11 protein-coding genes are annotated in these 12441 nt (G+C 69.1%); 2 read left to right on the top strand and 9 right to left on the bottom strand.

Annotation, left to right across the window (positions count from 1 at the left end; genetic code table 11):
- Positions 1-18: 18 nt before the first annotated feature.
- The 7 genes from JOE57_RS17125 to JOE57_RS17095 all read right to left on the bottom strand — a co-directional run bounded on the left by JOE57_RS17125 (position 19) and on the right by JOE57_RS17095 (position 7661).
- Positions 19-2865 carry a DEAD/DEAH box helicase gene (locus JOE57_RS17125; RefSeq protein WP_204920554.1) on the bottom strand — a complete coding sequence of 949 codons (2847 nt, stop codon included), beginning with the start codon at positions 2863-2865 and terminating at the stop codon, positions 19-21.
- 144 nt (positions 2866-3009) lie between these two features.
- On the bottom strand, positions 3010-3930 hold the full coding sequence (locus tag JOE57_RS17120) for a diacylglycerol/lipid kinase family protein (RefSeq protein ID WP_338041369.1): 921 nt from the start codon (positions 3928-3930) through the stop codon (positions 3010-3012).
- Between the two features lie 81 nt (positions 3931-4011).
- Positions 4012-5022, bottom strand: a complete 1011-nt coding sequence (gene tatC / locus JOE57_RS17115; RefSeq protein ID WP_338041368.1) for a twin-arginine translocase subunit TatC — start codon at positions 5020-5022, stop codon at positions 4012-4014.
- A 16-nt stretch (positions 5023-5038) separates the two neighbouring features.
- Positions 5039-5350: a twin-arginine translocase TatA/TatE family subunit gene (tatA, locus tag JOE57_RS19345; RefSeq protein WP_420827689.1), complete on the bottom strand. Its 312-nt coding sequence runs from the start codon at positions 5348-5350 to the stop codon at positions 5039-5041.
- Positions 5351-5389: 39 nt separating this feature from the next.
- The gene (locus JOE57_RS17105; protein ID WP_204919798.1) at positions 5390-5629 is read right to left on the bottom strand and encodes a hypothetical protein; all 240 of its coding nucleotides are present in this window, start codon (positions 5627-5629) and stop codon (positions 5390-5392) included.
- A gap of 47 nt (positions 5630-5676) precedes the next feature.
- Positions 5677-6648, bottom strand: a complete 972-nt coding sequence (locus JOE57_RS17100; RefSeq protein ID WP_204919796.1) for a helix-turn-helix transcriptional regulator — start codon at positions 6646-6648, stop codon at positions 5677-5679.
- Positions 6645-7661, bottom strand: a complete 1017-nt coding sequence (locus JOE57_RS17095) for a helix-turn-helix transcriptional regulator (protein ID WP_204919794.1) — start codon at positions 7659-7661, stop codon at positions 6645-6647. Before JOE57_RS17095 ends, JOE57_RS17100 begins: the two co-directional genes overlap by 4 nt.
- A gap of 93 nt (positions 7662-7754) precedes the next feature.
- Between JOE57_RS17095 and gluQRS the strand changes: the two genes are divergently transcribed.
- On the top strand, positions 7755-8681 hold the full coding sequence (gluQRS, locus tag JOE57_RS17090; RefSeq protein ID WP_338041367.1) for a tRNA glutamyl-Q(34) synthetase GluQRS: 927 nt from the start codon (positions 7755-7757) through the stop codon (positions 8679-8681).
- Positions 8678-9814, top strand: coding sequence for a DUF3866 family protein (locus tag JOE57_RS17085; protein WP_204919792.1), 1137 nt, complete (start codon positions 8678-8680; stop codon positions 9812-9814). The genes gluQRS and JOE57_RS17085 overlap by 4 nt, the downstream gene beginning before the upstream one ends.
- A gap of 124 nt (positions 9815-9938) precedes the next feature.
- Here JOE57_RS17085 and JOE57_RS17080 read toward each other — a convergent pair whose 3' ends face one another.
- Positions 9939-10946 (bottom strand): FKBP-type peptidyl-prolyl cis-trans isomerase, encoded by a 1008-nt coding sequence (locus JOE57_RS17080; RefSeq protein ID WP_338041366.1) that lies wholly within the window; start codon positions 10944-10946, stop codon positions 9939-9941.
- A 48-nt stretch (positions 10947-10994) separates the two neighbouring features.
- Positions 10995-12383 carry a Pup--protein ligase gene (gene pafA, locus JOE57_RS17075; protein ID WP_239578982.1) on the bottom strand — a complete coding sequence of 463 codons (1389 nt, stop codon included), beginning with the start codon at positions 12381-12383 and terminating at the stop codon, positions 10995-10997.
- Positions 12384-12441 lie beyond the last annotated feature (58 nt).

Below are 12441 nucleotides of genomic sequence, written 5' to 3'. Positions count from 1 at the left end.
GCGGAGCGGGCCTCGGGACTAGCGCGAGTCCAGGTCCTGCTCGTGTACGAACTCCCCCGGCTCGTCGTCGGCGAACTCGTCCGGTTCCTCCGGGACGAAGGCGACCACTCCACGGCGCATCGACTGGACCACCTGCCGAGCCGTGTCGCGCAGGGGTCCGGGGCCGCTGGCGGTGCCGACCTGGTCGGCGAGGTCGAGGACCTGGCGCACCCAGCGGACGAAGTCGCCGGCGGTCAGCTGGCTCTCGTTCAGCACCGCTGCCAACGGCCGACCGGCCGCCCAGGCATACGCGGCCTGGCTGAAGCCGATGTCGAGCTCGGGTCCGCGCTCCAGCCGGGCGTCGCGTTCGACCAGCGACACCTCCCGCCAGATCCGGCGGAGCTGCTGCATCGCGGTCTCGCTCACCCGGTCCGGCATCCGCGGGGGGCGGGCCGAACCGTCGCTTCGGCGCGACTCGTAGACCAGCGAGGCCAGTACCGCGGCCAGCTGAGGCGCGGTCAGGTCGTCGAAGACACCGCCGCGGATGCACTCGGCCGCCACCAGGTCGAGCTCGTTGTAGATCCGGGCCAGCATCCGCCCGTCCGGGGTCACCTCGGTGCCGCCGTCGCCGCCGAGATAGCCGAGCGACTCCAGCACCAGGCAGATCTTGTCGAAGTGGTTGGCGATGGTGTTGGTGCGCGAGCGGACCCGGTTCTGCGTCTTCTCGTTCTCCCGCTGCAGCCGGAGCGCCCGTTCGGCCCAGCGGGCGTGGGTCTCGCGGTCCGGGCAGCCGTGACAGGGATGCGCCTGCACCTGGGCGCGCAGCTCGGCGATCTTGGCCGTCGTCTCCCCGTCGGCCTGGTCGCGATGGAACCGGCCCGGGTCGAGGTCGACGGTGGCCAGCTTCGAGCGGAACGCAGCCGCCAGGTTGCGCCTGGAGGCCGGCTCCTTGGGGTTGAAGTGCTTGGGCACCTTCATCCGCCCCACCGCGGCGACCGGCCTGGGGAAATCCACCAGGCTGAGTCGGCGGACCTGCCGGTCCTCCGTCATGACCAGCGGCCGCGGCCCGTCCCGGTCGCTCCGGACGCCTGGGTCGATCACCACGACCCAGCCGGCGCTCTTGCCAGCCGGCACCCTGATGATGTCGCCGATCTTCAGACCCAGCAGCGACTCCAGCGCCTCGGCCCGCCGGTCCGCCTTCCGCTCGCGGGCCGCCTCGGCCTCCAGGGCGGAGATGTCGTCCCGCAGCCGGGCGTACTCGAGGAAGTCGCCCAGCTCGCACCGGGTCTGTTCCAGATACCCCTCGATCGCCTCGGAGTTGCGAGCCAGGGTTCGGGCCAGCCCGACCACGGACCGGTCCGACTGGTACTGGGCGAACGACTGCTCCAGCAGCGTCCGGGCCCGTTCGCGGCCGACACTGCTCACCAGGTTCACCGCCATGTTGTACGTCGGCGTGAAGGAGGACCGGAGCGGGTAGGTGCGGCGCGAGGCCAGACCGGCAACGGCCCGCGGGTCCAGGCCGGGCTGCCACAGCACCACCGCATGACCCTCGATGTCGATCCCGCGCCGGCCGGCCCGTCCGGTCAGCTGGGTGTACTCCCCCGGCGTGATGTCGGCATGCACCTCGCCGTTGTACTTCACCAGCTTTTCCAGCACCACGCTCCGGGCCGGCATGTTGATGCCCAGCGCGAGCGTCTCGGTGGCGAACACCACCTTGATCAGACCCTTGACGAACGCCTCTTCCACGCACTCCTTGAAGGCCGGCAGCATGCCGGCATGGTGTGCCGCGATGCCGCGCTCCAGCGCCTCCAGGAACAGGTCGTAGTTGAGCGCCCGCAGGTCGGCGCCGCTGAGTCCGGCGGTGTGCCGCTCGGCGATCTCGGTGATCTCGGTCCGCTCAGCAGCGCTGGTCAGCCGGATCCCGGAGGACAGCAGCTGTCGGGCGGCCGCGTCGCAGCCGACCCGGGAGAAGATGAACACGATCGCTGGCAGCAGCGCGTCTTGGTCCAGGGCCTCGACCATGTCTGCTCGCGACGGCACCGACGACCGCTGCCCGTTCTGCGGTCCCCGGCCGCGGGCCGCCGCACCGCCGTAGGCGCCGCTGCCGTAGGCCACCGTCCGCTTACCCTTGCCGTTGCGCCCGCGCGGGCGGCGGGAGTCGTCACGCACCGAGCGGGACTCGTCCCGTGCGATCCGGGTCAGGGCCGGGTTGACCTCCGCCTTCTTGCCGGTCGGTGCCTCGACCGCCGTCGGCGCGTCGTCGGCGAACAGGTCGTAGAGCTTCTTGCCCACCATCACGTGCTGGAACAGCGGCACCGGTCGTCGCTCCGAGACCACTACCGCCATCTCGCCGCGCACCTCGGAGAGCCAGTCGCCGAACTCCTCGGCGTTGCTCACCGTCGCCGACAGCGCGACCACCTGGATCGACTCGGCCAGCCCGATGATCACCTCTTCCCAGACGGCACCGCGGAACCGGTCGGCCAGGTAGTGCACCTCGTCCATGACCACGAAGCCGAGGTTGTCCAGCGTCCTGGAGTTCGCGTAGATCATGTTGCGCAGCACCTCGGTGGTCATCACCACCACCGGTGCCTCGGAGTTGATCGAGGAGTCGCCGGTGAGCAGCCCCACCGCGGCGGAGCCGTGTCGGCGGACCAGGTCTGCGTACTTCTGGTTCGACAGCGCCTTGATCGGGGTGGTGTAGAAGCACTTGCGGCCCTGGCTCAGCGCCAGGTAGACAGCGAACTCACCGACGATGGTCTTGCCGGCCCCGGTGGGCGCGGCGACCAGCACGCCCGAGCCGGCTTCCACCTGGGCGCACGCCTGGCGTTGGTAGTCGTCGAATTCGAAGCCGTACGCGTCGGCGAACAGCGACAACGTCGGGCTCATCTGGGTGTGGCGGAATCGCGCGTAGGCCGCTGCTGGGCTGGTCGACTCCGAAGGGCTGAGTTCCATAACGTCTGCCAACGTACTAGCCACCCACGCCCGAGCGTGCAGATGGGAGCGGTCCGGCCCCGACCTGGCAGGGCCCCACTACGGCGGGCCCCAGTGCGGCACACCCGGCAAGGGGGTGCCAGAGGTGTCAGGCACCAGCACCGTGATCGCCGCCGGCACCGACGTGACCGTCAGCGGCGCGGCCCCGATCAGCTCGCCGTCACCGAACCCGACCAGCCCCGGCCCCTCCACCCGGACCTGACGCGCCCGCAACTGCTCAACGCAGGCATCCCTGGCGAACCGGCCGGAGTACATCGACGGCAGCAACCTGAGCAGCTTCAGCCTGCCGACCGGGTGGATGATGGTGACGTCCAGCAACCCGTCGGTCGGATCGGCCCGGGGACAGATCTGCATCCCGCCCCCGTAGCAGCTGGTGTTGCCGACAGCGACCAGCATGGCCTCCAGTTCACGCACCGTGTCGTCGATCACCAGTCGGTACGACAGCGGCGAGAACACCCGCAGCTCGGCCAGGGTGGCCAGCGGGTAGCGCAGTGAGCCCTTCGGCCAGGGCATCTGGTTGGCCCTGCGGTTCACCAGGGCGTCGAAGCCGGTCGCGACGACGGTGCCGATGAAGCGGTCCGCCACCTGGGCCAGGTCGATGCGTCTGCTCCGGCCGGCGGCGATCACCCTCGCCGCGGCGACCGGGTCGCGCGGGTCAAGCCCGACCCCGCGGGCCAGGTCGTTACCGGTCCCGGCCGGGATCAGCCCGAGAGCGGTCGAGGGATGCCCGGCGCAGGCGTTGATGCCGAGATGCATGATCCCGTCGCCGCCCATCACCGCCAGCACGTCCTCGCCCGCCTCGGCGACCTCGCGGGTCATCTGCCTAGCCTCGTCGAAGTCCCGGCTGAGCAGAATCCCCACCTGATGGCCGGAGTCGCGCAGGATCGCTGCGACCTGCGGGAGGAGGGCCTGTGCACGCCCCTTGCCGGCGGAGGGGTTGACCACGAGCTGGATCTTCACCGATCGGTCCCGCTCACCGATCAGACTCGCTCGCCGGTCGTCCCCTCTTCATCGGCCGATCGGGGCCGGATGGACCCACCCTCAGCCCTGCTCGTCGATCTTCTTCTTGAACCCCATCGCGTCGGCCATGCTGTCGCCGGCGGCGGCCCCATTCACCTTGGCGCTGGAATTGCCGTTGACCTGGGTGTCATCGCTCTCGGACAGCTTCTGCAGAGCGACGTCGTCGTCCACACTGCCGCGCAGCACCAGCTCACCGTCGGAGTCGACCGCGCGGCGGGCCTTGCGCCGGTCCAGGATGTGCGCGATCACCTCGCTCAGGATGAACAGCACCGTCATCGGTAAGGCCAGCAGCAGCATCGACACCGGGTCCACCGACGGCGTGGCCACGGCCGCGAAGACGAACACGCCGAAGATGACGTAGGAGCGGTACTTGGACAGTTGCACCGCCTTGACGACGCCCATGATGTTGAGCATCAGCACGAACAGCGGGATCTCGAAGGCCAGGCCGAACACGAGCATCACGCGGATCAGGAAGGTCAGGAACTCCGACACGTCCTGCAGGTTCGTGATCGCAGCGCCGGCCGGGGTGAAGCCGATCATCACCGCGATGCCCTTGGGCATCACGTAGTAGCCCAGCGCGATGCCAGCGGCGAACAGCGGGCTGGCGATGCCGACGAAGATCAGCGTCCACTTCTTCTCCTTGGCCAGCAGGCCAGGGACGATGAACGCCCACAGCTGGTAGAGCCAGACCGGCCCGGACAGCACCAGACCGGCGATCAGTGACACCTTCAGGGAGAGGGTGAACGGTTTGGACACGCTGCCGATGACGATCGAGGCGTTGATGTCCGGTCGCTTCTCCTTGATCAGCGCAATGGCGGTGCTGTACGGCTCCAGCAGCAGTTGGAACAGCCACTCGTAGAAGACGAAGCCGATGATGGTGCCGACCAGGATGGCGAGCGAGGCGACGACCAGCCGATAGCGCAGTTCGCGCAGATGCTCGAACAGCGTCATATTGCCGTCGGGCGGCAGCGGCGGCGGCTTGAGCCACTTCAGACTGAAGTGGATCGGCCGCCCCCTCAGTGTCAGAGGCACGGAATGGAAGGGCTACTCAGACGTCTTTGCGGACGTCGCTCGTGGAGGGGTCCTGCGCCTTGGTCTGGGGACCCTCGACCCATTCGGCGTCGATCGGCTCACCCTTGACCTGGCGGGTCTCCCGGGTTTCAGCAGGCCGACCGTCGGTCACGGTCTGGTCGTTCTGCTCCTTGGTGAGGCCCTTGGTCTCCTCCTTGAACTCCTTCAGGGCTCGGCCGGTGCTCTTGCCCAGGCCGGCCAGTCGGGAACCACCGAAGAGCAGCAGCACCACGGCGAGAATGATCAAGAGTTCGGGCACGCCAAGTCCAAACATGGCCAGCGGAGTCATAGTTTCCTCATTTCCAGCGTGACGATCGCCACGCTGCTCTCATCCTACGTCGTCGACAACCGATCCACGTCCATGGTCGGGCTGGGAAACGCCGGCCAGGGAGTGATCCTCCGGCATCTCGATCTGGGCCAGCAGGTCGGCCAGCTGGCCGCCGCGCTCGGCCAGCACCGTGACCTCGGAGAACAGATCGGACGCCTTGTGCGCGAGCCACACCGCATAGCAGATCACCATCACCAGACCGGCCAGGGCGATCCCGCAGAAGATAAAGACCCACATCACCCGCGCAGCCTACCTGCGTCCGGCTGCCGTCATCCACCGCCCGCGTACTACCGGCCGTCGAACAGCACGGCGTACTGCGCCAGCGCCTCTTCGGCAGCCTCCACCGCCGAGTCCCCAGCACCCTCAGGTGCAAGCACCCGGGCTCCATCGCCGAGCCTGAGCAGCAGTCCGCGCAACCAGGCGGGGTCGGTGACGTGCAGAGAGACGGTCAGGCCGCCGGCGCCGTCCGGCGTCGCCTGCTCGGTCGGGTAATACTCGGCCACCCAGGTGGACCCGGGCTTGAGCGCCAAGGTGACCAGCGGGGCATCCTTGAGCGCGTCGAACCATCCTGTGGACAGGTCCTTGAGCTGGACCTGATGCGGTTCGGTCGGCGTGTCGGTGATGTCGACAGCAGCGATCCGGTCCAGCCGGAAGGTGCGCAGGCCGTGTGCGGAGTAGCACCAGGCCTCCAGGTAGCCGTAGCCTTCCAGGACGAAGACCCGCAGCGGGTCGACCATCCGCCGGGTGGTCTCGGCCCTGCTCGCCACGTCGTACGTCAGATCGAGCCGACGCCCCTCCCGCAGTCCCCGATTCACCCGCTCGGTGATCTCGTCTCGGGCCGCGGTGACACTGACCGAGGCCTGGTCGGCCGCCGCGAGGTTGCCGGCCGCGGCGCTGAGCTTGACCAGAGCCCGGTCGATCGCCGCCCGGTCGCCGGGGCTGGCCACTTCCCGCAACGTGCGCAACGCCAGCACCAACGCCAGCGCCTCGTCGGCCGACAGCCGCAGTGGGCGGGTGAGGTAGTCGGCGTTGCTGAGATGGATGACGCCCTCCCCCTCCACGGCGTCCATGTCGATGTCGATCAGGTCACCGGGGGTGAGGCCCGGCATGCCGCACATCCACAGCACGTTGAGGTCCTCGCGCAGGGTCTTCTCGGAGATGCCGAAGGCCTTGGCCACCTCCGACATCGAGGCGCCGTCGTGCTCGGTCAGGTAGGGCACGAGGCTAAGCAGCCGGCGCACCTGGGACTGTGAGGTCATCGGGCCCCCTGCGATCCGGCGGGCTGCGCAGCACGGGCGGCGTCGACCACCGAGCGCAGCTGGCGGATCACACCCTCACGGAGCTCGGGCGGTTCGATCACCACCACATCGGCCGCGTAGCGGGCGACCTCCTCGGCGAAGGTCCTGGCATCGCTGTAGCCGACGCTGACCACCTCGAATCCGCTCAGCTCGCCCCTTCCTCGGTCGACACCGCCTCGGTTCGCGGGCTCGACGGCGCTGCCCCGGCGCCGCAGGCTCGGCGCCTTCCCGGTGCGGATCGCCAGGATGGCTGCTGCGGTGGGCTCATCCGGCCCCAAGGCCCGCGCCAGTGAACGCAGATCCAGATCGTCCGGGACCTCGAACGCACCGGCCTTCGAGGCCCGCTTCGGCAGGTCGACGATCCGGGACAGCTTGAACATCCGGGTCGCGTCCCGGTCGACGTCGCGGCCGATCACATACCAGCGTCCCTTGGACGAGGTGATCCCCCACGGCTCGAGGGTGCGCTTCTGCCCTCCCCGGTAGGTGAACGACATCCGGGTGCGCTCGATCACCGCAGTCCAGAGCGGTTCGAACGCCGGCTCGGTCGCCGACACCGACGGCTCCAGTGTGGTGAGGTGCGAGGCGTCCGGCTCGACGCCGGCCGCACGCAGCTTGGCGATGGCACTCCGGGTCGACTCGGCCATGCTCGCGTGCTGCCAGACCCGTGCTGCGACGCCGACCACGGCCGCCTCCTCGGCGTCCAGGTCGATGGGGGGCAGCTCGAACTCCGACGGCAGGATCCGATAGCCGGCCTCGTCGTCGAAGAACGCATCAAAGCCCCCGACCTCGATCGGCACTCCCAGACTGCGCAGCTCGTCCTTGTCCCGCTCGAAGGTACGCTCGAACGCGGCGTCGGTCAGGTCGTGGTAGCCCTCGACGGCCTCGCGAATGCGACTCTTCGGCACGAACTTTCCGCCCGTCACCAACAGGCAGATGGTGAGGTTGAGGATCCGCTCGGTCTTGCGGGGTGCCATGCTGAGCTTCGCTTCCTGAATTTCCGGATGGGGCCAAACGTATGTTCGATGACGGGTTCAGTGGAACGTTATCAGCCAAGGAGAACGAAGATCGTGAACGGCGCCGGACGATACGCACCCAGTCCGACCGGCGAGCTGCACCTGGGCAACCTGCGCACAGCGCTGCTCGCCTGGCTGTTCGCCCGCTCCACCGGCCGCCGGTTCCTGCTCCGGTTCGAGGACCTCGACCCGGAGCGGTCGGACCGGGCCCACGCCGATCGCCAACTGGCGGACCTGACCGCCCTGGGCCTCGACTTCGACGGCGAACCACAGACCCAGTCCGACCGGTGGGCGAGCTATGCCGAGGCCGTCGATCGGCTGGCCGGGCGCACCTACGAGTGCTACTGCAGCCGCCGCGAGATCGCCGAGGCCCCCTCCGCTCCTCATCGTCAGCCCGGCTCGCTCCGGACCTACCCGGGCACCTGTCGGGACCTGAGCAACGAACAACGGGCCGACCGGCTCGCCGAGGGTCGCCGTCCCGCCCTGCGGTTACGCGCCGGCGGCGCCAGTGAGACCGTTCAGGACCTGCTGCACGGTGAGGTCACCCGGATGGTGGACGACTTCGTACTGCGCCGCAACGACGGCGTCTGGTCCTACAACCTTGCTGTCGTCGTCGACGACGCCGCGATGGGCGTCGACCAGGTTGTCCGCGGGGACGACCTGCTCTCCTCGGCTCCCGGACAGGCCTATCTGGCCGCGCTGCTCGGCGTTCCCGCGCCGATGTACGCCCATGTGCCGCTGGCGGTGAACGCCTCCGGGCAGCGGCTGGCCAAGCGCGACGGCGCGGTCACGCTGGCCCGGTTGGCCAGACAGGGCGTCAGCGCCGGCGAGGTGCTCACCCTGATCGCGGTGTCGCTGGACCTGGCTGGACCCACCGAACGGGTCACGCCGGCGCTGCTGCTGGAGCGCTTCGACCCCGCCGCCCTCCCCCGGCGGCCGTGGGCCGTCCCGGGCAGTCCGGCCGGTAGCCTCAGGGCGTGATCATCTGGGCGGAGGCCACCGTGGCCGAGATCAGCCGTAGCTGGGCCGGGGCCGTGGAGCTGACCGCTCGCCGTGACGACGGGACCGACTGCCGGGCGCTGGCGTACACCTCGCTGATGGCGGTGCCGGAGCCGGGCGACCGACTGCTGCTCAACGTCGCTGCACTGGAACGCGGCCTGGGCACCGGCGGTTACGCGTTGGTGATCGCCGTCCTCGCCCCGGACGGTCACCTGAAGGGTCAGCCGCCGGCGCCGGCGGGGCACCTGGTGAAGGCGCGCTATCTGCCGTTGCAGGCGATGGTGGCCGGGGCGGACGAGCAGGGCTCAGCCTTCCACGACCTGCTCGCCGAAGCGGACGACATCGACGGACTGCCGGTGCTGGTCGCCGACCTGCACTCGGCGCTGGCACCGATCCTGGCCGCCGTCCACCACGACCGGCCCGGGGCCCGGGTGGTGTATCTGATGAGCGACCACGGTGCGCTCCCGCTGGCGTTCTCCAGGACTGTGGCCGAGCTCAAGGAGGCGGGCGTGCTGGCGGCCACCGTGACCGTCGGCCAGGCGTTCGGCGGCGACCTGGAGGCGGTCAACGTGCACTCCGGCCTGCTCGCGGCCCGCTGGGCTCTCGATGCCGACCTGGTCGTCCTCACCCAGGGCCCCGGCAATCTCGGCACCGGCACCCGCTGGGGGTTCTCCGGGGTGGCGTGCGGCGAGGCGATCAACGCCGTGGCGGTGCTCGGCGGGCGGCCGGTCGGGTCGCTGCGGATCTCCGGCGCCGACCCGCGGGAGCGTCACCGCGGCGTCTCCCATCACAGCCTGACCGCGTACGGCCGGGTCGCCACCGCCGCAGCGGACATCGTGCTGCCGCAGTTCGCCCAGGCCACCTCGTTGCAGGGCATCGCCGGGCTGGAGCAGGTGGCCGAGATGTCCGACGAGGTCAGCGCCGCAGCCGGCCGGCTCAGCCGACACCGGCTGGTGCCCGTCGGTCTCACCGGTCTGGACCGGGCCCTGCTCGCCTCGCCGGTCCGGCTGTCCACCATGGGTCGTGGGCTGGACGACGACCCGGCCTACTTCCTGGCCCAGGCTGCGGCCGGCCGGCACGCGGCTGCCCTGATCGACGTGCCGGCCGCCCAATAAGTCACTGGCAGAAACGGACCACTCATCACCCCACGCCGCACCGGCCCAGCCTGGGTCGGGAACGCCTCACCCGACGGGTGGTCGTTTTCTTGCAGGGAAGGTGCGCACCGGGCAAGCCAGCCGGCTACTGACCCTGCTGGGCGAACAGCAGGTCGACGACCAGGACTAGCGTCTCGCCCTTGCCGATCTTCGGCTTCTCGTTGCCGTCGGGATAGCCGTCCGCCGGCGGCACCACCAGCAGCACCCGGCTGCCGACGGTCTGGTTCACCAGACCCTTCTGCATCCCGGGCAGCAGGCCGTTCAGCGGGTAGGTGGCCGGGGCGGCACCGTAGTTCTGCTCGACGACCTTGCCGTCACTCCAGGTCAGCCACTGGTAGCGGAAGGTGATCTGGTCCGAGGCCGCCACCTTCTTCCCGGTGCCCTTGATCAGCGGCTGGATCTGCAGGCTCGCCGGTGGATCACCCTTGGGGATGCTCACCTTCGGTGTGCCCTTCTCGTCGGTCACCGTCGGCAGACCCTTCTTCGGCTCGACCTTCTTGCCCTCCGGGCCGTCCAGGGTGACAGCGACGATGTCGACCACGAAGATCAGCGTGTCGCCCACCTGGACGTTGATCTGCGGGTTGCCGCCCTGGGAGTCATACCCGTCCTTGCCCGGCATCGCGATCAGCACCCGGCTGCCCTGGCGCTGGCCGACCAGACCCTTGCCGAAGCCCGGCACCACCTGGTCCAACGAGAACGCCACCGGCTTGCCGGCGCTGTACGACTCGTCGAACGCGACTCCGGTCCGGCCGTTCAACCCGACGTAGTTCACCTCCACCGAGGTGCCCTTCCTGATCTTGGCGCCGTTGGAGTCCTTCAGCACCTTCGTCCGGGTCTTGTCGATCGCCCAGGGCTTCTTCACCGTGACCTTGGGCTGCTTGCCGAAGTCGCCCTTCACCGTGACCTTGTCGAAGTTGCTCGACGGCGTCACCTTGGCTGCACTGGGCGACGGCGACGCTGACGCGCTGGCACTGGCTGCCGGTGTGCTGGGCGTGGACGCCTTGTCGGTCTTGTCGGAGCAGGCGCCCAGCACCAGCAGCGAGGCAGCCAGGCCGACGGAGACCAGGGTCTTGGAGAGCTGAGAGGAACGCACCCGGGAACGATACCCGCCGAGCGGAAATCCGCCGCTATCCGGCTGCGCTCAGTGGCTGCGCCGCATCGTGGAGATCAGCCGTTCCACCCGCCCGTCCACGGCGGAGAACGGGTCCTTGCACAGGACTGTACGCTGCGCCTGGTCGTTGAGCTTCAGGTGCACCCAGTCCACGGTGTAGTCGGCCCGGGCATCCTGGGCGGCGCGGATGAAGTCGCCGCGCAGCTTGGCGCGGGTACTCTGCGGCGGGACGGACTTGGCCCGGAAGACGGCCGGGTCGCTGGTCACTCGGGCGACGGTGCCACGGCGCTCCATCAAGGTGAACAGCCCGCGCGCCCGCCGGATGTCATGGTAGGCCAGGTCGAGCTGGGCGATCCGCGGGTCGGCAAGCGTCATGTTGTGCTTGGCGGAGTAGCGGTCCAGCAGCTTGAACTTGATGGCCCAGTCGATCTCGGTGTCGATCAGCGCCAGCTTGTCCTCCGACACGGCCCGCAGGGTCCGTTCCCACAGGTCCAGCACCCGCGCGTTCACCGGGGTGTCCAGGCCGTTGCCGTGGACGTACTCGGCCACCTTGTCGAAGTACTCGGTCTGGATCTCCAGCGCGGACATCCGTTTCCCGTTGGCCAACGAGACCTTCGTCCGGCCGGTTCGGTCCCGGGAGATGTCACGGATGGCCCGGATCGGGTTCTCCAGGGTGAGGTCCCGCATTCCGACACCGGCCTCGATCAGCTGCAGCACCAGCTCGGCACTGCCGACCTTCAGCAACGTGGTGGTCTCGCTCATGTTGGAGTCGCCGACGATGACGTGCAGCCGGCGGTACCGTTCCGGGTCCGCGTGCGGCTCGTCGCGGGTGTTGATGATCGGGCGACTGCGGGTGGTGGCCGAGGAGACGCTCTCCCAGATGTGCTCGGCCCGCTGGCTGATGCAGTACTCGGCGCCGCGCGGGGTGTGCATCACCTTCCCCGCACCGCAGATCAGCTGCCGCGAGACCAGGAACGGCACCAATACATCGGTGATCTTGGCGAAGTCGCCGATCCGCGAGATGAGGTAGTTCTCGTGACAGCCGTAGGAGTTGCCGTGGCTGTCGGTGTTGTTCTTGAACAGGTAGATGTCGCCCTGGATGCCTTCGGCCAGCAGTCGCTGCTCGGCGTCGACGATGAGGTCCTCGAGAATGCGCTCGCCCGCCCGGTCGTGGGCGATCAGCTGTCCGAGGTCGTCACACTCCGCGGTGGCGTACTCCGGGTGGGATCCCACGTCCAGATAGATCCGCGACCCGTTCCGCAGGAACACGTTGCTCGACCGACCCCAGGTCACCACCCGGCGGAACAGATACCTGGCCACCTCGTCGGGAGTGAGCCGGCGACTGCCACCGGAGGTGCAAGCCACCCCGTACTCGGTCTCGAGACCGTAGATCCTCCGGTCCACTGTGCTCCTCGTCATCGACTGGATCCAAGCGTAACCACTCGTGGAAAGGAAACGTGGCCATTCACCGGATCGA

The sequence above is a fragment of the Microlunatus panaciterrae genome (assembly GCF_016907535.1).
GTDB lineage: Bacteria > Actinomycetota > Actinomycetes > Propionibacteriales > Propionibacteriaceae > Microlunatus > Microlunatus panaciterrae.
This window is presented reverse-complemented; position numbering and strand designations above follow the sequence as displayed.